The organism is Alicyclobacillus herbarius DSM 13609 (assembly GCF_000430585.1).
Taxonomy (GTDB): Bacteria; Bacillota; Bacilli; order Alicyclobacillales; family Alicyclobacillaceae; genus Alicyclobacillus_G; species Alicyclobacillus_G herbarius.
This window is the reverse complement of the sequence record NZ_AUMH01000014.1, coordinates 55,182-73,908: the sequence shown is the minus strand read 5'-3', so window position 1 is coordinate 73,908 and position 18,727 is coordinate 55,182. Positions and strand designations below refer to the sequence as shown.

Genomic DNA, 18,727 nt, shown 5'->3' with positions numbered 1-18,727 from the left:
CTATCGATAAAATGAACTCCCAAAAATCTGCGCATGCGCATCGTTTACCGCTTCTGGGCACACAGACTATCGTTTGCCCCTATTTGTGCATTTGCTCTGGAGTAAACGCTAACGGCAGCAAGTCGCCCACCGTCAACGCCTGTACCTGCCCATCCAGGTTGCAGAGCCAAACGCGGGTATCGGATCGACACAACTCGGCCATCACCTGGCGGCAAGCCCCGCACGGCGTAACAGGTCTGGGACTGTCGGCAACCACAAGGACCTCTGTCACCGCGGGCCGTTCCTTGGCGTCTTTCTTCGACGCATAGGCTGTAAACAACGCCGTACGCTCCGCGCAGTTAGTCAAACCGTACGATGCGTTCTCAATATTGGCCCCGGCGACAACCGTACCATCGTCGAGCCGAACCGCGGCGCCCACCGCAAATCCGGAATAGGGGACGTACGCACGTTCGCGGGCGCGAAGAGCCGTTTCGAACAAATCGCAATCCGGGCGTGCGTTACCTGAGCTCGGTTCGGCCGATGGCGTTCGCTCCGCCAACGGTTGGACCGCCTCAGACTGCGCGCTCTCAAGCCGCCCCCGCTGGACCTGAGCTATCTCATACGTCCTCTCGGGGCCGTTCGTCCCCTCGGGCATGATGGTTTCCAAGACCAACGGCACCGTGAACGGACGCACATCCTCAATCTTGATGAGCGCGGCGAGTGCGTCCATCGCCTGTCTGGCCTCTGCTTCGGTCGCCGCATGGACCTCCACAAGGGGTTCCCCGCGCCGTACCGGTTCGCCGGTCTTTCGGTGCAGAATCAGCCCAACCTCTGGGCGGATGTCCTCACCCTGACGCGCCCGACCTGCCCCGAGCCGCATCGCGACCTTGCCAATCTCCTCAGCCTGCATCGAAGTTACGACCCCGCTGGCCTGTGCGGTTAGGGTCTTAACGACCGGCGCCCGGGGCAAGAGCGACAAATCGTCCGCGACACGCGCGTCCCCGCCTTGCAGCCGCACCCACTCCTTGAACTTCGCCAGCGCCTGTCCGTTTTCGAGTACCTCATGCAGTCGAGCCCTGGCGGCGGTTAGGTCTTGGGCTAAATCAGCCATCACCAACATCTGCGCGCCGAGTGTCAGGCATAGATCCGTTAAATCGGCCGGTCCGCGCCCACGCAGAGTGAGAATGGCTTCTCGCACCTCCAGTGCGTTCCCGACGGCCATGCCCAACGGCTGTTCCATCCGGGTCAAGACGGCAGCCACACGGCGTCCTGCGGCACGGCCAATGTCCACCATGAGCTTCGCCAACTCGCGAGCACTCGTCAGGTCTTTCATGAACGCCCCGTCGCCGACCTTGACATCAAGAACAATGACGTCTGCGCCGGCAGCCAGTTTCTTGCTCATGATGGAACTGGCGATGAGCGGAATCGAATCCACCGTATCGGTTACGTCACGCAGCGCGTACAGGTACTTATCGGCGGGGGCCAGGCCGTGCGTCTGTTCGGCAACGGCCAGACCGGCCTGGCGCACCTGATGTCGAATTTGCTCATCCGTCAACCGGCAGTGGAATCCCGGAATCGACTCCAGCTTGTCGATGGTGCCGCCGGTATGTCCAAGCCCCCGCCCAGACATTTTGACCAACGTGGCCCCTGCGGCGGTGACCAAGGGCGCCAACACCAGGGTGGTCGTATCGCCAACGCCGCCGGTGCTGTGTTTGTCCACCGTCACTCCGGGCAAGTCCGACCAATCAAGCGACTCGCCCGATGCGGCCATGGCTAGGGTGAGGTCAATCGTTTCCTGACGTGTCATCCCCTGGAAACAGACCGCCATGGCAAATGCGCTCATCTGATAATCCGCCACGTCCCCAGCGAGGTATCCGCGAATGAGCGCTTCAATCTCCTCTTTCGTCAATTCCTGGCCGAGCCGTTTTTTGTGAATGATGTCAACTGCTCGCATCCCTGCACCCCTCGCACTTTCGCCGCAGCGCGCATTGTATGGTTATAATCATCCATTTTGAGCCACACCAATCCATATGCAGGCTTCGATGTTAACGACCCGAACGTTCTTGTATAAATTGACCGTGTCCGCCCTTGCCTTCGCCGCGGGCGTGTTGACCGCGCGCGTACTAAGTAAAGCAGACCGTGCCGATTTTCAGCTTACGACGACCATCATGCTGCTCGGGCAGACGTACCTCAACGGCTTTTCCGTCTTTCACGCCTTTGCGCTTGCCAAACGACCAGAGAAAGGAGTTGCGATAACGCGTGCCGGCAACCCGCTGATGGTGCTCTCGGCGGCGTGTATCTGGCTGAGTACCTGGACGATGGCGTGGTGGTTTACAGGTCGTATCCCGCATTCTCTGTTCTGGGCTGGTCCCGTCTTGGCCTTGGCCGCGCTGTTTGGATACGCCAGCAGCCTGTTGCAGGGGTCTGGCGTCATCGTGCAACTCAACCGGGCCAACACCCTGCAATCACTCACTTTTGTCCTGTTCTACCCCTGCGCTTTGTATCTGCCCAAATCTGGCGTGGATTTGCTGAGTCGGACTTACGGAGCTTGGCTCGCCAGTTGGGTAGTGGCGGCAGGTGTAGGACTATGGATCGCCTACCGCTGCATCGGACCTGGCGCCTGGCGCTGGCGCTGGGACCGGAACCACGCGCAGCGACTGTTTCACTACGGAGCCTGGCAATCCGTTTGCAACCTTGTGAACTACGCCAACTATCGGGTGGACTTCTGGTTGGTCGCCGCGCTGGCCGGTGCGACGGCCGCCGCCGACTACGCCATCGCCGTCACCGCCGGCGAAGTCCTCGTACAGATTTCCGGATCGATTGTACAGGTCGTATATCGCCGCCTCGCCGGGCGGGATCGCCAGGACGCGGTACAAATCGTCGAATTGTCGTCGCGCCACACCCTGATTACGGCCAGTTGCGCGGCATTCGGTTTATCCCTTGTCTATCCTTGGTTCATTCCGGCTGTCTTCGGTCACCGTTACATGGATGCGGTTCTGCCCGCCCTGGTTCTGTTGCCCGGTTTCGTCGCCAAAGCCGCCAACAACGTCATCCTGCAATTCACGATTCACCAGCTGGGCCAACCCCGTACCGCCATCTGGATGAATGGACTCTGTTTGACGACCAATGTGGTCTGCGGTTGGCTGTGGATTCCTGCCCATGGGCTGTTGGGCGCCGCCTCGGCTTCCACACTCTCCTACCTGTTGTCCTACGCCGTTTCTGTTTATTGGTTTTGCAGCGTCAACCACTCCCATCCCGGTCGCCTCTACCGAGTCTCCGCCGAAGACCTCTCTCCCTATCGGCAGCTGTGGCGGTTGGTACGCCGATTCCCAGACAACGAAGGGTGAAAGGTTGTCCGGGCACGCACTTGAGGGACAAAGTCTACCAACGGCGCCACACGGATGGCATTGCGGCCATGATTTGTGGGTTTCCCTGTCCTACTGTTCATGTTACGCTGTTTGGGCCAAAACTTCCATGCCGTGAAGTACGGGGGATTTTTCTGCCTGGGAACGGTGACAGGCTCGGGGTGAACCGCAGAGAAGTCTGCGCAGGGTTGATACTCACAATCCGAACCCGACAACTAACCTCGTCGGCAAACAAAGGAGTGAATCGATTGCGTTTCTCAATGAAAAAGTGGAGTCTCTCTTTGGCTGCGGCCGGATCGACGATGGCGATGCTGAGCGTTCCGGCACTGGCATCGACACGTACCTATACCATTCACAACAACGATACCTTTTGGTCCATTGCACACAAACAGCACATTCCGCTTAGCCAGTTGCTGGCCGCCAATTCTGATGTAAATCCGCTCAATTTGTATCCCGGTTTGAAGGTCCAACTGCCTGAGAAAACCCGTGCAGATCAGCGTCAGGCTTGTCAGGCTTATACGATTGCTAAGGGCGACACGTTTTGGAAACTCGCACGCCGTCTAGGTGTCAGCCTGCAGTCGGTGCTCGCGTTAAACCCCGGCGTGGACCCGTATCATCTGCAGCCTGGGATGACAGTTTGGCTGCCTAAAGGCCCGCAAGCCGCGGTGCAGACGACGGATGCCGATATTCAAGTTCCGACAGAGCGGCACGCCGCCCGCGCATACCCAAAGACCCAAGCCGGATTGACTCAGGCAACGACGTCCGTCCAAACGTCCCAGCACACCCAAGCTGTGAGCAACGCCCCGGTATCGTACACGAAGGAAATCACCTGTACCGCCTCCGCGTATACCGCGGCGGCGGATGAAAACGGCTGGGGACCGGTCGATTACTACGGCCATCCGCTCAAGGTGGGCACGATTGCGGTCGATCCGTCCGTCATTCCGCTGGGTTCCACGGTATACATCACCGGCTACTCGTTTGACGGCCTGCCGACAGGTGGTATGATTGCCCACGCCACCGACGTGGGAAGTGCAATTGACGGCACTCGAATTGACATCTATGTTCCGACCAGCCAAGCAAAAGCCAGTCAGTTTGGTCTTCAGCAAGTGAAGGTCTATATTCTCAAGTAAATTTTGTGGCCCGATGCATCGTAAAACTGATGCATGGTCGCAGGTCGTCTTGGACGGTCAGTCGATTCGGCCGGGGAGGAAGCCTCCCCGGCCGAATTGTATTGTATAAATGCGCCTACCCCGCCGCATACTCCGACAGGGGTGAGATGCACCATGCGCTGGAATTTGAAAACCTCTAGCCGGTTCCGACGCCGGCTCTCCCAATTCGCGTTTGTCAGTACCTTTTGCACCGCCTCCTTGCTGATGCCCGTTCATGAAAAACAAGGCTCTGCCGTTTACGCAGCCACGCCGACGAAAAAAGTGGTTTACCTGACGTTCGACGATGGACCGAATCCGTTATGGACGCCGCAGGTGTTGAGCATCTTGGCGCGCGAACACGTTCATGCCACGTTTTTTGTCCTTGGCTTTCGGGCACAAAAATACCCGTGGCTGGTTCGGCGTATGCATCGTGAAGGGCACGAAATCGGCAACCACGGGTATTACCACACGTTCATTGTCGATCAGAATCAACGCTGGGTGGAGGCGCAAGTACGCCGCGCCGACCAGGCCATTCAGGCAGCCTGCGGCGTGCGACCGATGTATTTTCGACCGCCTGGGGGCATCCTGAACCCCCACAACGTGGAGGCTGTACGGAAACTCGGTCACCCGATTGCGATGTGGACCGTGGATACGAACGATTGGCGGGCGACACGAGCCAACTCGATTTTGCAGGTCGTAGAACGCGATACGCGGCCTGGGTCCATCATTCTTATGCACGACGGCATCGACACCAGCAGCCGTTACACGGTACAAGCTCTGCCCCAGGTGATTCATTACTTGAAGCAAACCGGGTATACGTTCGCCGTCCTGCCTGAACACTATCGCGGGACGCGGCTCGGCGTACCCACGGCACCGAGCCGCAAACCGCCGTCCCGCTGATCCGATGCCCCGCTGAGGCTTAGGCAAACACCGGCTCTTTCAAGTCTTCCAGCTTGACGAGCGAGTGGTCGGCCACCTCTTTATGCAGGCTGTTGCCGTGCGCGTCCATCGTGACGATAGCTGGGAACCCTTCGACTTCCAAGTGCCACATCGCCTCGGGAACGCCGAACTGATCGAGAAAATCCACGCCGGTCACGCGCTTGACGCAACGTGCGTAGTACTGTGCAGCTCCGCCAATCGCGTTCAGATAGACCGCGCCGCTCTTTTGCAGGCCGGCCAACGTCTTGGCCCCCATGCCGCCTTTGCCGATGACGGCGCGAATCCCAAACTTCTCAATGATGTCCGCCTGATAGGGTTCTTCGCGGGAGCTGGTCGTCGGTCCAGCGGCTTTGACATGCCAGTTCCCGTCTTCATCCTTGAGCATGACCGGGCCGCAGTGATACAGGATGCCGCCCTGAAGGTCGACCGGGGAATCGGCATGCATCAGGTATTTGTGCAATTCGTCACGCCCGGTATGAATCTCTCCCCGAATCAGGACCACATCGCCCACCTTGAGTTTACGGATTTGCTCTTCCGAGATGGGCGCTTCGAGAACGATGGCGTTTTCGGTATTGAACGCCTCGGTCGGACGCTCCAGCTTCTCCTCCTGGTCGCGGTAGAGCCAGCGCCGAATCGCACCGGTGGACGGATCGACTACAATCCCTAAACGCCGGAATGCCCAGCAGTTGTATGCCACGGAGACATAAAAGCTGGCTGGGATACGGTTCATGACCCCAATCTTGCAGCCGAGCAAGGTCACCTTGCCGCCGAACCCCATGGTGCCAATATCCAATCGGTTAGCGGTTTCCATAATGTACTTCTCCAGTTCGGCCAGGATCTCGTTGGGATTGGTGTCGTCCAGTTCTCGGAACAGCTGTTCCTTGGCCAATTCGTAGCCTGTGGTGCGGTCGCCGCCGATGCCGACGCCGATGAAGCCCGCACTGCACCCGTAACCTTGCGCCTGGTACACTGCGTGCAGGATGCACTTGCGAATGCCTTCCAAGTCACGGCCGGCTCGGCCCAGCCCCTCCAGCTCCGTCGGCAGCGCGTACTGAATGTTTTTGTTCTCGCAACCGCCGCCTTTGAGAATCAGTCGGATGTCCAACTCATCCTTGTCCCACTGGTGAAAGTGCATGACCGGAGTGCCCGGCCCGAGGTTGTCCCCTGTGTTTTTCCCGGTCAATGGATCCACCGAGTTCGGCCGCAGCACACCCCGCCGCGTAGCCTCCCGCACAGCTTCGCGGATGTCTTCCGCCAGCGTCAACTGGTTAAATCCCACGGGACAGTGGACAATGAACGTGGGCATGCCCGTATCTTGGCAAATCGGCTGTACGTCTTCTTCCGCAGAGACGATGTTGTCGACAATCGTGTTGAGCGCCAAAGCCGCTCGGGTTCCGAACTCTTCTTGCAGCTGCGCCCGTTTAATCGCTCGCCGGACGTCGGGCGGTAGGTTGGTCGATGTTTCCGTTATCAGTTGCAGAATGCTCTCCTGCATCGTGTTCACGGCCGGTTCCCCCTCACGTATCAGTTCGCCTTTTCTATTATATCACTTACGAATTTCGCCAGTTACCGAAGATGCCGCTGTGGACGCACCAATGCCTTCCACCACGCATACCGTGACGAACAAGGAGGCGGTCGTTATGGTTTCTGTGCAGCTCGGTGCCATCCACAGCGGCGGATGGATCGACAACGTGGGTATCTTTACAGGACAAAACATTCAAAATGCGTGGGATTCCCACAGTCCCACGACGGTCGCATTTGGCGTCTCGATGGGAGACGCAAATCGCAGCCACTGCCACTTCGCTTGGGTGCAGAGTCGCAGCATCTATGGCCAGCCGATTTATGACGGGGATTGGAAAGGGAATCACAGCCCTTTGACCATTGGGACATAAGAGGCTGGCCGGATACACACGATAAGGGAGGAATCCGGGATGCCCGCGTTTGTGCAGATTGGACAGCTTAATATTGGTGGCGCCTCCAACTGTGTCGGCGTCTTCTCGGGACAAAATATGCAAAACAACTGGGATGCCAACTCCCCGACGGTCAATGCCATGGGCACTATGTCTGGGAACGCGTCACAAAAGATAGCTCTCGTTGCCTTCGTTGAGGACCGTTGGTGGCTAGGGCAGCCGGTCATCGATACGGACATCAAGAATAACGCATCCCCCATGATTACCGGGTGAAGGGAGTGAAGCTCGGTGGCTGCGATTGTCAACCTGGGCGGCATCGTCTTTGGCGGCTCTTCGAACCAAGTCGGCGTCTTTTCGGGTCAAAACATGCAAAACGGTTGGGACGCGAACTCTCCCAACCTTAGTCTTCTGGGCACAAATTACGGCCAATTCGCCTTTGAATACACCATGTTTGGAGCGTTGAATACATGGATGGCTGTGGGGCAGCCCACCCTCGACAACGACCTGAAAAACAACGCCACCCCAATGTTGGAAGGCCCCTGACGGCAGCCCTTCCACCCCAGGCTTTCAAGCGTGTGGAACGCCCGCCGTCACCGGCTGCGGCGCTCGTCGCAGCGGCCGATCTTGCCGCAGGATGTCTTGCCACGTCTCGCGTTCGACAACCAGTTGGGCCTCGCCATCCCGGACAAACACGACCGCCGGTTTTGGTAAACGATTATAATGACTGGCCATCGAATAATTGTAGGCCCCCGTAGCCAGCACGGCCAAGATGTCGCCGCTCTGTGGGTTCGGGAGCGGCGTATCCCGTGTCAGCAAATCGCCGCTCTCGCAGCATTTCCCGGCGATTGTCCAAACATCTGCTACCGGTTCGTTCGCCCGATTGGCAAGCAGGGCTTGGTATTTCGCTCCATATAACGCATAACGCGGGTTGTCGGTCATGCCCCCGTCTACCGCGAGGTAATTGCGGACACCCGGAATCATTTTCATCGATCCGACCGTATACAGTGTCACGCCGGCAGCGCCGACGATACTACGCCCCGGCTCCACCCAGATTTCTGGCATACCCACGCCCTCAAACTGACGGGCGACCGCCTGCACCATGTCGGCAATCAAACGCTCGACATCAAGCACCGGATCGCCCTCGGTGTAACGAATCCCAAACCCGCCCCCGAGGTTGAGCACCGAAAACGGCAAGCTGAGTTCTAATCCGTTTCTGTAGAGGCTAGCCAACCGCTCCGCGGCCGCAACAAAGCCCGCGCTGTCAAAGATCTGCGACCCGATGTGCGAGTGCAGACCGATGCACTCTACCCCCGTCAAGGTGGAAGCCGTCTGCAGCGCCTCGGCTGCCTGCCCACTGGCTAAGTCGAAACCAAACTTGCTGTCCTGCTGTCCGGTCATGATGTAATCGTGGGTGTGTGCCTCGACCCCGGGTGAAATCCGCAGGAGAATGCGGACGGTCATCCCTTTTTCCCGGGCCAACTGATCAAGCAGAAACAACTCATGAAAATTATCGACAACCACGACCCCGATGCCAACGTCGAGCGCATACGCCAACTCGGTGGGCGTCTTGTTATTCCCGTGCATGTGGATCCGCTCGGCAGGCACACCGGCTGCCAGTGCAGTATAGAGTTCACCACCGGAGACAACGTCCAGGGCGCAGTCTTCTTCGTTCGCCAGTTGACACATCGCGATGGTGCAAAAGGCTTTGGCCGCGTAGGCAACCGTGTATTGCACCCCTTGACGCTCAAACGCCCGATGAAACCGGCGAATGTTTTCGCGGATGAGCGCCTCATCATAGACGATGAGAGGCGTGCCAAAGCGGGCGGCCAACTCGGTGGTATCACAGCCGCCAATATACAGACGGCCGTCTCCACCTATCTCCATAGTTCCCGACAAGTGCACGAATCCGCCCGCCCCCTTCGACCGATTGAAATTATATACGATTCTATGCAAGAACTATGGACATTGCAATAGAAGGACAAGAAGACGAGTCGAGAGGATAGAGCAGCGGTTCGGGGTATGCGAGTGAAGCCTGCCAATCGGGTGCAGGAGACCTCCCTGCACCCGCAAGCGGTTTGTCAGTGGTACGGAAACTGGGAAGAATAGCCTTGGAACTGCTGATAAGCCTGCTGTAGTTTCTGCGGCTGTTCCGCCTCCAATTTGTACCAACCCTGTTGGAACATCGTGTTGTAGATCTCCCGTGCCATCTGATGCGTTTCCTGAAAGATTGCCATCAGGTCCTGAAACAATGCGTCGTGGCTCGCCTCACGGACAGCGCTGTTCAGTCCGTCCGTCAGGTATTTCTCCGTCACCAAAATGTCATTGAGTCGATCGCGATCGTTCAATTCCGGTCCTTTGACGTGTGGTTCATACGGCGGCTTCGGATTGGCAATCTCGTTTGGATTCTGCGCCATGGTCGACTCCTCTCCTTTTGCGTGTATCAGGCGCCAATGACGCCATTTACCGGTTGGATGCCGGCGGTGCATGATGGTCCACTTATTGCGGCTTTGCGGCGTTCTCGGCGGACTGGCAATGCGCCAAGAGCTTCTGATAGTGCTGAATGTGCATCTGTCCAGCCCGATGGATGGCCTGTGCGACCTTTGCGTCGGTGCATTCATTCGCAAAGTGGTAACACTTCTTGGCTGCAAGTAGTTCCCACGACATCGCATCCTTGAGATACAACAGGTCTTTGGTGGTAATCACTGCCGGCGGAGCCATCATCACTGGTTGGGCCGCCTGTTGATTCGCCTGTGTTTGCATTGATTGCGGCATGTGTCTCGCCTCCGTAGGTTTGCCCTGAAATTCTTTAAAGTGCGTATCCGAGAAGTGGCCTTGAACGTAGACGACCGCGGAGGGGCCCTCCCGATTAGTCTGTACAAAGCCGTTCCCAGAGATGCAAAGAGCGGCACGAAGACGGGTGCAAAACAGCCTGGGTTTTTCGCCCAGGCTGCAGCAGAAAGAGAACCGATGACGGTTATGCGTTGAGGCGACCGGGGTTACGCCGCGAACACGATTTTGTGCGACATACACCGGGGGGTTATTCGTCGAGAGCGGCAATCACAGCATCCGTAACCTCCTGGGTCGAATGCCGGCCACCCAAATCCGGGGTCTTTACTCCTGAAGCCAAGACCCTCTCCATCGCCCCAAGCAGCCTCTCCCCCGCATCGTGATAACCCAGGAAGTCGAGCATCAACTTCCCTGTCCAGATCTGGCCGAGCGGATTGGCAATCCCCTTTCCCGCGATATCCGGAGCGGATCCATGAACTGGTTCAAACATGGATGGATACTTGCGTTCCACGTTCAGATTGGCTGCAGGCGCTACGCCAATGCTGCCCATAATCGCCCCACCCAAATCGGTCAAGATGTCCCCGAACAGGTTAGACGCGACAATCACGTCAAACGCCTGCGGTTTCATCACCAGCATCGCCGCCAGTGCATCGATGTGGCGGCTTTCCGTCTTGATGTCCGGGTATTCCGTGGCCACTTCGCGGAATACATCATCCCAAAACGGCATGCTGTGATAAATCCCGTTGGACTTGGTGGCGCTGGTGACCCGCCCCCGGCGCTGGGCGGCCAACGTAAACGCGTAAGCCATGGCCCGTTTCGTCGCCTTTTTCGTGAATACCGCGCTCTGGATGGCTAACTCGTCTTTATCGCGGTGAATGCGACCGCCAATTTCAGAATACTCGCCCTCCGAGTTCTCTCGGACCACCACAAAGTCGAATGGGGTGTCATCCCGGAGCGGCGAAGGCAGGCCGGTCAATCTCCGCGCAGGCCGAATGTTGATAGACTGTTCCAACTCACGCCGAATCTTAAGGAGCAATCCCCATAACGAGACATGGTCAGGGACCAACCGCGGCATGCCGACCGCGCCGAGAAAAATCTGATCAAACGAGCTTAGGGTCTGGATGCCGTCCGCTGGCATCATTTCACCATGCTCCAGGTAGTACTCGCAGCCCCACGGGAAGGTCGTCCAGGTAAAAGCCAGTCCGCCGTGTCGCTCCGCCACCGCGTCTAACACGCGCATGGCCGCAGGGACCACTTCCTGGCCGATGCCATCACCGGGTATCACGGCAATCTCAAAACGTTTCACGCTATTTCCCCTCCAAATGCAGAACGGACGGGACATCCCCCGTCCATTCAAATGGATAAACTTATGCGGCTGACGCAAACCGCTTGCCCGGCCGGACAAACAGCATCGCCAACATGCCCACAACGGCAGCGATGGCGGCCGCCACGAACATCGCGCTATACCCATGCGCCGCGACCAAAACGCCAGTCAGCGCCGGAGCCAGAATGGTCGCGATGTTGGTGATGAAGTGCGTGATGCCACCAAACGCCCCTGCTCGGGCCGGTTCGGTGTCAATGACAATCGCCCAGTACAGCGAATTGGGCAGGAAGTTAAACGCATTGCCCACAGCCATGAGCAAGAGCACCGCCCCAACCGAATGGACCGTCGGAATGAGCATAAAACATATCGCCGTCAGCAACAGTGACGCCACGGCAACCCCAGCCCGGGCCAGGCGGAGACTCCCCGTCCGCCGACGCAACCAGTCAGACAATCGGCCGCCCAACAGCACCGTCACGCAGGCCCCAATCCATGGAATCATACCCATGTACCATAGCTTTCCTAACGAATAATGGAAGGTGTCCAATAGATATTTGGGCGTCCAAGTCAACAGTAGAAAATTCACATACTGAAAGGCGAAGTAACCAATCGCGTTACAGACCAAGGTCGCGCGGCGAAAGAAATAGTACCAAGGAACTTGGCTCTGTTCCGACTCCTCCAGAGTGGCTTCGGTCTCCAGCACCTCTTTGGAGCGAATGACCGCCAACTCTTCCTGCGTCACTTTCGGGTGCTGTTCGGGCTTATTTGTGAACACCCGAGCCCAGATCAACACCCAAATGATCCCCAAAACGCCGAGAATGATGAACGTCGTCTGCCAGGTCGTGATGGACAGCAGCCCGACCGCAATCGGCGCCGTAATGAGCGATCCGAACGGCACTCCGAACAGTCCAAACGACTGCATGAAGCCTTTCTCTTTGGGACTGGCCCAGTTGGCCACCGTCTTATTCATCGTTGAGAACAACGGCCCTTCCGAGACCCCAAAGAGAATCCGAAACACGGCAAATCCGGCCAACGCGGAACCGCCGAATACGGCCATGCCGATGTTTCCGGCAAACGCCATGCAAATCTCAAAAATGGACCACAAACTACCGGCCGTCAACCAGACCCATTTCGGACCGAGCCGGTCGGCCAAAAAGCCACCGACGATGGAACCCACCATGTACCCGTAGCCAAAATACGACAACACGGCTCCCCAGGACTCTGCATTGAGGTGGAACGCCTGAATGATTGGATTGGCTGCGTAGGAAATCGCGCCGCGGTCCAAATAGTTTATCATGGTCATAAGTACGACCAGCGACATGATAAAGTAACGATACCTGTGTCTCAACGGTGTCCCCCCCTGGATGCTGGAATCGCTTTCAGCAACTTGAATAAAAACCTTACTTACTCTATCACAGTTTCTATACCAACGCAAAACCAACGCAAAGGGGCCGCAACATGCGGCCCCGGTTTCGCTATCTGCCTCACCGTTTCGAGAAGCATCCACACACCATCGGCGTAAGCCGTCACCCCTGCACAGAGGGTGGCATCGCCGCTCGGTGCCCCGAGGGCCTCGATGCGAACAGCCAGTAGCACAAACCCGCCAACAGGTGACAGACGGCGATGACCACCGCCATCGGCAGCGCCATATGGCTGCCGCCGATGCCCACCAACGGCGAGGCGACGCTGCCGAGCAACATTCCGGACACCCCCAGCCATGCCGACGCGCTGCCCGCCCGTTTCCCGTGGTTTTGCAACGCGAGCGATCCGCACGTCGTGCTGATGCAGCCAATGCTGGCGACGGCTACAAATAAGCCGATGAGGACCAGCGTCAATCCGGCATGCCAGAGGGCACCCACGACCAGCAGCAAACCGGCCGCTGCCGCCAAACCGAGCCCGACGGCCAGAACCCTTCGTTCTCCGAAACGCATAGAGACACGGGCGGCCAATTGCCCCGCGGCGATGATGCCAAGCCCATTGACGGCAAAAATGACACTGAATCCCTGGGGGGATACCCCGTACAGCTCCTGCAGGACAAAAGACGACCCGGAGATGTACCCAAACATGGCGGCAAACGCCATCCCTTGCGCCAGTACAAAACCGACAAACTCCACATCCCGAAGGAGCCCGCCCAATGATCGGATGGTGGTGCTCCACCCCCCGCTGGTTCGCCCTTCGGGAGGCAAACTCTCCGGCAAGAAGAACATGCTCGCCATCCAGAAAACCACCCCAAGCAGACAAAGGACAATAAAGATGCCATGCCAGGAAGTCAGCCGCAGTAGCTGTCCCCCTACAATCGGCGCCAAAACTGGAGCCGCCCCGTTGACCAGCATCAAGAGAGCAAAGAAGCGGGTCAATTCCACGCCTGCAAAATGGTCCCGAGCCACCGCCCGGGCGATGACGATGCCGGAAGCCCCTGCGAGTCCCTGAAAGAAGCGAATGAAAACAAGAGCCCAAATGGCGTGCGTCCAAGCGCACAGCCCAGACGCAGCGGCGTAGACCGCCAAGCCGCACAAGAGCGGCCGTCGGCGTCCCAACGCGTCACTGATGGGACCTGCCACCAGCTGCCCCAGCGCCAGGCCGAGCAAGCAAGCTGTCAAGCTGAGTTGCGCCAGGGAAGGGCTCACCTTTAGGTCAGACGCAAGCGACGGCAGGGCCGGTAGATACATGTCGATAGAGAACGGTCCCAAGCCGGTCAAACAACCGAGCACCACCGCTAACCGCATTCGGCGTGGGCCCGTCGCAGGCCTCGTCTGGGCATGCCGAACCGTCATCCGTCTTCCCCCTCCCACTCGGACGCGTTCCCGCTGCATCCAATCCGGAGAATCGCGTCCTTGGCGAAACTCCATTTATACTATTTCATTCTGTCGGAATCAGCAATCTTGACAGAAGAGGAAGTCCAGGTCAGAACGAGAAGACGGGTGACGGACCAGAAGATACTCAGATAACCAGCGAAGCGATACCTAAGACGATTTCGGCCACGATGGCGGCAATGGCTAAGGAAACCAACCCTATTGCCAGTCCCCGTGGCCAAATGTGCGCTCCGTTGCGGTGGTATAGTGGACCGTGCGCCTCCATATCCATCCCTCCTTGACCTCTATAGCATAATCCATGCCGGCACCAATCTCCGGTGCGTTGAATCACACCCCGCTACATGTCATATCCTGTATGTCCCGATGGCCGACGCTTTTATATAACGCTGTGACCCAAGTCACCCCTTCCTGGCCCAACTATGAGTAAAGTCGAAGTGCAAGAGAGCCATACCCATGGCGAAGGAGGATGTTTCCGAATGAGCGAGTTCGCGGCCACGGTCCGCGCGACCGAGTATCCCCCGCAGTTGAAGCACAAGGTGATTTTCGAAACGTTCGACAGCCTGAAGCCGGGAGAAGCCATGCTGCTTATCAATGACCACGATCCGGTCCCTCTCCGCTACCAGTTTCAGCTGGAGCGTCCGGGCCAGTTCAGCTGGGAGTACCTCGAGCAAGGGCCGGAGACGTTTCAGGTGAAGATTGGCCGGGTGAGCGCATGACCCTAAGCGTGCAGTGGCTGCCAAAGGGCCACATCGCGCACGGGTATCGGCGCGTGTTCACGCTGGACAAGGACGGCCACCCACAATTCGTGGTCGTCTTTGTGCCAATGCCGTATGAATCCGTCTGGCAAGTACAACAGATGGCGGCCGGCGAACCTATGGATGACCCCTCCTTGTGGTGGGGTCTATCCCTCGTCGTCCGAATGCTGGAGTCTGGCGTCCTTGACACCAATAATCCAGACTTAGCGGATGATGGATTCTTGCAGACGCGACCGACCCTGTTACAGCGCGATGAGCTGTTGCCACTGCCGGTATTTCAAGCAGCCCTGGCAGCTAGAGAATTTACCTTTACGGCCCGCGAGGAGAGATGACGGGTGGCACAACTAGAACGATTGGAAAAGGGCGGATTGCGGATCTCCGTGAATGAGGCGGACGCCCTGCGCATGGTTCAACAGGCAGCGAGAAACATTCCCACATACGCGCACGATATCATCACCATTTACGAGAAAATGCCAGCCTTTGACTATACGAACTTTTGCTTCTACGCATACGACAGCGCCCGCCTATTTGAGTGGGTACTTGGGGAAGACCCACGCAACTACCGCTCGTTTTCCTTGGATGCCCCGGACGCATTTTTCTACATCCTTTACGGCGGTATGGCGGCCCTATACGAATCGGCCAAGGTGGCGCTGGAGTTGAGTTAAGAATTAAAAACGTCACAGATGATACAGCAAGCAAATCCGCAAGGACGACAAAAAAGGCGGACCAAGCTGCCCTCGAGGCGAGCCTGGTCCGCTTTCACATCCCAGCCACATTCCCTTCCCCCCGCACTATCTCTTCGTATCCTCGAATAATCGGTCTTATCTCATATCTTCGGAACCATTGCCGTGACCGGTCGCATCCGTATTCAAACCCAGCTTCTCCGCATGACTCCAACACGAGTCTTCCGGGCGAAGCCGCCAGGTCAAGGGTCCGAAATGGGATTTTCCCACGAGTTCAGCCAGGAGACGTTCTCGCGCGTCTAGACCAAACTCCTCCTGATAGCGACTGACAATGGCTTCCATGACGTGAAGAAATAGATCTTCCCGCCGACACTCCCGCTTTGCCGTAACGGAGATGGTGGCCATCTCCGTTCCGAGCAAAAAGTGTTCACGCACGCGCACGCCCATTGCCTCCTTGGCCGATTCGGTCTTTCTCCGCCTGAATCTTCGTATATACCTGGCGGGCCAAAGCCTGATACACTTCGGCCGGAGGCGAGGGTTCAACAAACAATGGCGACCGTCCGTCGTCCATTGCGCGAAGCGGCACACGGCCCAACACCGGCACGCCTAAGGCGCCGGCGACCGCGTCCCCGCCGCCGCGACCGAACAGGTAGGTCCGTTCCCCACAGCCAGGGCACTCGAAAAACGCCATATTCTCGATCACGCCAAGAACCTCGTGGTTGGTCCGCTTTGCCATCAGGCCGGCGCGGACGGCGACGGCCGCCGCGTCAGCCTGCGGCGTGGTGACGACAATCTCCTTGCTCTTAGGCAGCAATTGATGGACATCCAGCGCAATATCACCGGTCCCCGGCGGCAAGTCCAAGAGCATGACATCCAGGTCGTCCCAGTGCACCATGGAGAAAAAGTTGCGCAGCATTTTTCCTAACATCGGTCCGCGCCAGACCACCGGCGTCCCCGGCGGGACAAAGTAATGCATGGAGATCAGTTTCACCCCATGTGCCTCAATCGGAATAATGAGGTCATCAATCATCGTAGGACGCTGGTGTTCAAGGCCGAAAATGCCGGGAATGCTGAAACCATAGATATCCGCGTCTACCAAACCAACCCGCAAACCCTCTCGCGCCAAGGCCAGGGCAAGGTTGGCGGTCACCGTAGACTTTCCGACGCCACCCTTTCCGGACGCGATGGCGATAAACTCGACGCCTTTGTCCTCGGCCAGAATCGCCGGGGTCCCTTGTTGCGCAGAAACGCCACGAACCTTTTCCGCGAAGCGGGCTCGCTGCTCATCCGTCATATACCCAATCCGTACATCCACGTCGTTCACGCCGGAGAGTGCCAAAAGGCGCTCGCGGACGGATCGTTCAATGGTGGTATGCAGGGGGCAGCCACGAATCGTCAGCAGAATTTCCACGGATACGTGGTCTCCCTCTACCACAAGATCATTGACCATGTCTAATTCCACGATGCTGCGATGCACTTCCGGGTCTTGCACATCGCGCAGCGCCTCCAGCACCTCTTCACGGGTCGCCATATCGAATCCCTCCCCAAGCCGCGCTTTTGCCCCACCATGGTCATCATTCAGGGCGATTATCGCACACGGAGTCACGGCCGGGTGTGCGCTTCATCACGAAGACGGGCCCAGGTGAGTCACAAAAGCAAGCCGTGTTAGCCACGGGAACGATACTGAATCGGTGCCCGGGTTGGATACCGAAGTGGCACACTCCAGACGTGTACCAGACGCGTAAACGGCCAAACCGCAAACAACATAAACGTCGAGATGATGTGAATCTGCAGCAGAATTGGAACCCCATGCATCAAGGACACGCTCGGATGCAAGAACAACAGCCCCCGCATCCAGGGTCCAACGCTCGTCCGGTATTCATAAGGACCCACCAGGTTGTTGTAGAGCACGGTTTGTGCAGTTCCCAGGGCCAATACCACAAACAGCAGCGCCAACGCGACAAAATCACCAACCGACGAGTTGCGGCGCACACGCACAAACACAAGTCTGCGCAGCAACAACAGGGCGGATCCGGCTGTGGCACACACCCCGGCAAGCCCACCGGCGACATCGGCGACCAAGTGGTACAGCTCGTCTCTGATGCCTAAGGCGTGATAGACCTGTATCGGGATCAACAGCCCCATCACGTGTCCCCCGATAACACAGAGCAGCCCCCAGTGAAACAGCAGACTGCCTGGGCGTAGCCAGCGTTTCTCCAGAATCTCGCTGGACTTCGAGCCCCAGCCCAGCGGGCGATAACAAAACCGATAGACACTGCCGACAACCATGAGAGCTATCGACAGGTAAGGCAAGATGACCCACAAGAATTGCGCCATACAAACCCCTCCTGGCCGCATTCACCACCACAAGCGGCAGCCTGTACGTCAATCATAGAAGATGGGATAGGGCATCGGCGCGTCCTCCACGCCTGTCCCGACGGCACCAGCGCCACCCGCGGACCCGCTCCCAGAACGGATGCGTTGCCGCAGTGCCTCGCGCGGGGAAAGCGGCCGGGGCATCACCACTGGATCGGGCAGATACCGCCTGGCCAATTCGAAGGCTGGACGATACAGATGCTCCTTAGACAGTGTCGCCAAGATGTGTTCAATGGCGGCGGACATCCGCCCCGGCAAGTCCGTCTCCGTGAGGGGCGGCCATTCTGCGAGGAATTCGAACAACAGCGGCAGGAAGTCCGGCAGTTCGTTGGCGACCGGTTCTAGCCCGGCGCTTCGCAACTGCTGATGCAGGGCCAACAGGGCGTTGCCACGGGCGCGATCGTCACCAAACTCGTGATACGTCAGGTACAGCGTTGTCTTCGTGGAGAAGTCGAATGTCTCCACATATACACGAACCAGGGTGTCCGGGTCAGCGGCCAAGAGAGATTTGAGAGCCTGTAGAGCCATCGCGTCCTCGGCGTCAGCAACCCAAGTCTGCAGTTCCTGCAGCACCCTCCGGCAGCCTTCCTCTGGATACGTCAGAAGGAAGGATACCAGCCGCCACGTTTCCTCTCTGGAGAGCATGTATAT

Annotated in this window: 22 protein-coding genes and 1 riboswitch; of the genes, 9 read left to right on the top strand and 13 right to left on the bottom strand. The window is 58.0% G+C overall.

Annotated features, from left to right (window positions below):
• Window positions 1-79 precede the first annotated feature (79 nt).
• The gene (locus H522_RS22140) at window positions 80-1,933 is read right to left on the bottom strand and encodes a pyrimidine-nucleoside phosphorylase (RefSeq protein WP_026962339.1); all 1,854 of its coding nucleotides are present in this window, start codon (window positions 1,931-1,933) and stop codon (window positions 80-82) included.
• 88 nt (window positions 1,934-2,021) lie between these two features.
• On the opposite strand from H522_RS22140, the gene H522_RS0110910 reads away from it, so the two are divergent.
• From H522_RS0110910 to H522_RS18965, 3 genes are all read left to right on the top strand, one after another.
• Complete coding sequence (locus tag H522_RS0110910) at window positions 2,022-3,326, top strand: lipopolysaccharide biosynthesis protein (protein ID WP_026962338.1); 1,305 nt, start codon at window positions 2,022-2,024, stop codon at window positions 3,324-3,326.
• A gap of 104 nt (window positions 3,327-3,430) precedes the next feature.
• Window positions 3,431-3,589: riboswitch (cyclic di-AMP (ydaO/yuaA leader) on the top strand.
• A 3-nt stretch (window positions 3,590-3,592) separates the two neighbouring features.
• Window positions 3,593-4,474: a LysM peptidoglycan-binding domain-containing protein gene (locus H522_RS0110905; RefSeq protein WP_051344182.1), complete on the top strand. Its 882-nt coding sequence runs from the start codon at window positions 3,593-3,595 to the stop codon at window positions 4,472-4,474.
• A 153-nt stretch (window positions 4,475-4,627) separates the two neighbouring features.
• Window positions 4,628-5,392, top strand: coding sequence for a polysaccharide deacetylase family protein (locus H522_RS18965; RefSeq protein ID WP_162143504.1), 765 nt, complete (start codon window positions 4,628-4,630; stop codon window positions 5,390-5,392).
• 19 nt (window positions 5,393-5,411) lie between these two features.
• On the opposite strand, the gene H522_RS0110895 is transcribed toward H522_RS18965, so the two are convergent.
• Window positions 5,412-6,926, bottom strand: coding sequence for a fumarate hydratase (locus H522_RS0110895; RefSeq protein ID WP_035453566.1), 1,515 nt, complete (start codon window positions 6,924-6,926; stop codon window positions 5,412-5,414).
• 145 nt (window positions 6,927-7,071) lie between these two features.
• On the opposite strand from H522_RS0110895, the gene H522_RS0110890 reads away from it, so the two are divergent.
• From H522_RS0110890 to H522_RS0110880, 3 genes are read left to right on the top strand one after another with little or no spacing between them, the layout of a single operon-like run.
• Entirely contained in the window at window positions 7,072-7,323 is a 252-nt protein-coding gene (locus H522_RS0110890; protein ID WP_026962335.1) for a hypothetical protein, read from the top strand.
• Window positions 7,324-7,362: 39 nt separating this feature from the next.
• Window positions 7,363-7,614 (top strand): hypothetical protein, encoded by a 252-nt coding sequence (locus tag H522_RS0110885; protein ID WP_026962334.1) that lies wholly within the window; start codon window positions 7,363-7,365, stop codon window positions 7,612-7,614.
• 15 nt (window positions 7,615-7,629) lie between these two features.
• Window positions 7,630-7,884 carry a hypothetical protein gene (locus tag H522_RS0110880; RefSeq protein ID WP_026962333.1) on the top strand — a complete coding sequence of 85 codons (255 nt, stop codon included), beginning with the start codon at window positions 7,630-7,632 and terminating at the stop codon, window positions 7,882-7,884.
• 24 nt (window positions 7,885-7,908) lie between these two features.
• Here the strand turns inward: H522_RS0110880 and lysA are convergent, their stop codons facing one another.
• From lysA to H522_RS21535, 7 genes are all read right to left on the bottom strand, one after another.
• Complete coding sequence (lysA, locus tag H522_RS0110875) at window positions 7,909-9,243, bottom strand: diaminopimelate decarboxylase (protein ID WP_026962332.1); 1,335 nt, start codon at window positions 9,241-9,243, stop codon at window positions 7,909-7,911.
• A 176-nt stretch (window positions 9,244-9,419) separates the two neighbouring features.
• A complete protein-coding gene (locus H522_RS0110870; RefSeq protein WP_026962331.1) occupies window positions 9,420-9,755 on the bottom strand; it encodes a spore coat protein in 336 nt (111 codons plus the stop codon).
• A gap of 82 nt (window positions 9,756-9,837) precedes the next feature.
• Complete coding sequence (locus tag H522_RS0110865) at window positions 9,838-10,113, bottom strand: hypothetical protein (RefSeq protein WP_026962330.1); 276 nt, start codon at window positions 10,111-10,113, stop codon at window positions 9,838-9,840.
• Between the two features lie 265 nt (window positions 10,114-10,378).
• On the bottom strand, window positions 10,379-11,434 hold the full coding sequence (locus H522_RS0110860; RefSeq protein WP_026962329.1) for a tartrate dehydrogenase: 1,056 nt from the start codon (window positions 11,432-11,434) through the stop codon (window positions 10,379-10,381).
• Window positions 11,435-11,495: 61 nt separating this feature from the next.
• Window positions 11,496-12,770: an MFS transporter gene (locus H522_RS0110855; protein ID WP_035453565.1), complete on the bottom strand. Its 1,275-nt coding sequence runs from the start codon at window positions 12,768-12,770 to the stop codon at window positions 11,496-11,498.
• 205 nt (window positions 12,771-12,975) lie between these two features.
• The gene (locus tag H522_RS18960) at window positions 12,976-14,223 is read right to left on the bottom strand and encodes a multidrug effflux MFS transporter (protein ID WP_051344181.1); all 1,248 of its coding nucleotides are present in this window, start codon (window positions 14,221-14,223) and stop codon (window positions 12,976-12,978) included.
• A gap of 166 nt (window positions 14,224-14,389) precedes the next feature.
• Window positions 14,390-14,527: a hypothetical protein gene (locus H522_RS21535; protein WP_155836355.1), complete on the bottom strand. Its 138-nt coding sequence runs from the start codon at window positions 14,525-14,527 to the stop codon at window positions 14,390-14,392.
• A gap of 211 nt (window positions 14,528-14,738) precedes the next feature.
• Here H522_RS21535 and H522_RS0110840 point away from each other — a divergent pair, with 211 nt between their 5' ends.
• Genes H522_RS0110840 through H522_RS0110830 form a run of 3 tightly spaced genes read left to right on the top strand, consistent with a single transcriptional unit; the run spans window position 14,739 to window position 15,682 of the window.
• Complete coding sequence (locus H522_RS0110840; protein WP_026962327.1) at window positions 14,739-14,978, top strand: DUF2249 domain-containing protein; 240 nt, start codon at window positions 14,739-14,741, stop codon at window positions 14,976-14,978.
• A complete protein-coding gene (locus tag H522_RS0110835; RefSeq protein WP_026962326.1) occupies window positions 14,975-15,349 on the top strand; it encodes a hypothetical protein in 375 nt (124 codons plus the stop codon). The genes H522_RS0110840 and H522_RS0110835 overlap by 4 nt, the downstream gene beginning before the upstream one ends.
• Window positions 15,350-15,352: 3 nt before the next feature.
• Window positions 15,353-15,682, top strand: coding sequence for a hypothetical protein (locus H522_RS0110830; protein ID WP_026962325.1), 330 nt, complete (start codon window positions 15,353-15,355; stop codon window positions 15,680-15,682).
• Between the two features lie 156 nt (window positions 15,683-15,838).
• On the opposite strand, the gene H522_RS0110825 is transcribed toward H522_RS0110830, so the two are convergent.
• The 4 genes from H522_RS0110825 to narJ form a co-directional block, all read right to left on the bottom strand.
• A complete protein-coding gene (locus H522_RS0110825) occupies window positions 15,839-16,141 on the bottom strand; it encodes a hypothetical protein (protein ID WP_026962324.1) in 303 nt (100 codons plus the stop codon).
• Window positions 16,128-17,231 (bottom strand): Mrp/NBP35 family ATP-binding protein, encoded by a 1,104-nt coding sequence (locus tag H522_RS0110820; RefSeq protein WP_026962323.1) that lies wholly within the window; start codon window positions 17,229-17,231, stop codon window positions 16,128-16,130. The genes H522_RS0110825 and H522_RS0110820 overlap by 14 nt, the downstream gene beginning before the upstream one ends.
• Before the next feature lie 134 nt (window positions 17,232-17,365).
• Window positions 17,366-18,037 (bottom strand): respiratory nitrate reductase subunit gamma, encoded by a 672-nt coding sequence (gene narI / locus H522_RS0110815; protein WP_026962322.1) that lies wholly within the window; start codon window positions 18,035-18,037, stop codon window positions 17,366-17,368.
• A 48-nt stretch (window positions 18,038-18,085) separates the two neighbouring features.
• A complete protein-coding gene (gene narJ, locus H522_RS20585; RefSeq protein ID WP_051344180.1) occupies window positions 18,086-18,721 on the bottom strand; it encodes a nitrate reductase molybdenum cofactor assembly chaperone in 636 nt (211 codons plus the stop codon).
• Between the last annotated feature and the right edge of the window lie 6 nt (window positions 18,722-18,727).

Excerpts from the sequence above, each read along its gene's own strand:
- H522_RS22140 (WP_026962339.1), bottom strand. The coding sequence starts at position 1,933 with ATGCGAGCAGTTGACATCATTCACAAAAAACGGCTCGGCCAGGAATTG.
- H522_RS0110910 (WP_026962338.1), top strand. The coding sequence starts at position 2,022 with ATGTTAACGACCCGAACGTTCTTGTATAAATTGACCGTGTCCGCCCTT.
- H522_RS18965 (WP_162143504.1), top strand. The coding sequence starts at position 4,628 with ATGCGCTGGAATTTGAAAACCTCTAGCCGGTTCCGACGCCGGCTCTCC.
- H522_RS0110895 (WP_035453566.1), bottom strand. The coding sequence starts at position 6,926 with ATGCAGGAGAGCATTCTGCAACTGATAACGGAAACATCGACCAACCTA.
- H522_RS0110890 (WP_026962335.1), top strand. The coding sequence starts at position 7,072 with ATGGTTTCTGTGCAGCTCGGTGCCATCCACAGCGGCGGATGGATCGAC.
- H522_RS0110885 (WP_026962334.1), top strand. The coding sequence starts at position 7,363 with ATGCCCGCGTTTGTGCAGATTGGACAGCTTAATATTGGTGGCGCCTCC.
- H522_RS0110870 (WP_026962331.1), bottom strand. The coding sequence starts at position 9,755 with ATGGCGCAGAATCCAAACGAGATTGCCAATCCGAAGCCGCCGTATGAA.
- H522_RS0110865 (WP_026962330.1), bottom strand. The coding sequence starts at position 10,113 with ATGCCGCAATCAATGCAAACACAGGCGAATCAACAGGCGGCCCAACCA.
- H522_RS0110855 (WP_035453565.1), bottom strand. The coding sequence starts at position 12,770 with ATGTCGCTGGTCGTACTTATGACCATGATAAACTATTTGGACCGCGGC.
- H522_RS18960 (WP_051344181.1), bottom strand. The coding sequence starts at position 14,223 with ATGACGGTTCGGCATGCCCAGACGAGGCCTGCGACGGGCCCACGCCGA.
- H522_RS21535 (WP_155836355.1), bottom strand. The coding sequence starts at position 14,527 with ATGGAGGCGCACGGTCCACTATACCACCGCAACGGAGCGCACATTTGG.
- H522_RS0110840 (WP_026962327.1), top strand. The coding sequence starts at position 14,739 with ATGAGCGAGTTCGCGGCCACGGTCCGCGCGACCGAGTATCCCCCGCAG.
- H522_RS0110835 (WP_026962326.1), top strand. The coding sequence starts at position 14,975 with ATGACCCTAAGCGTGCAGTGGCTGCCAAAGGGCCACATCGCGCACGGG.
- H522_RS0110820 (WP_026962323.1), bottom strand. The coding sequence starts at position 17,231 with ATGGCGACCCGTGAAGAGGTGCTGGAGGCGCTGCGCGATGTGCAAGAC.
- narI (WP_026962322.1), bottom strand. The coding sequence starts at position 18,037 with ATGGCGCAATTCTTGTGGGTCATCTTGCCTTACCTGTCGATAGCTCTC.
- narJ (WP_051344180.1), bottom strand. The coding sequence starts at position 18,721 with ATGCTCTCCAGAGAGGAAACGTGGCGGCTGGTATCCTTCCTTCTGACG.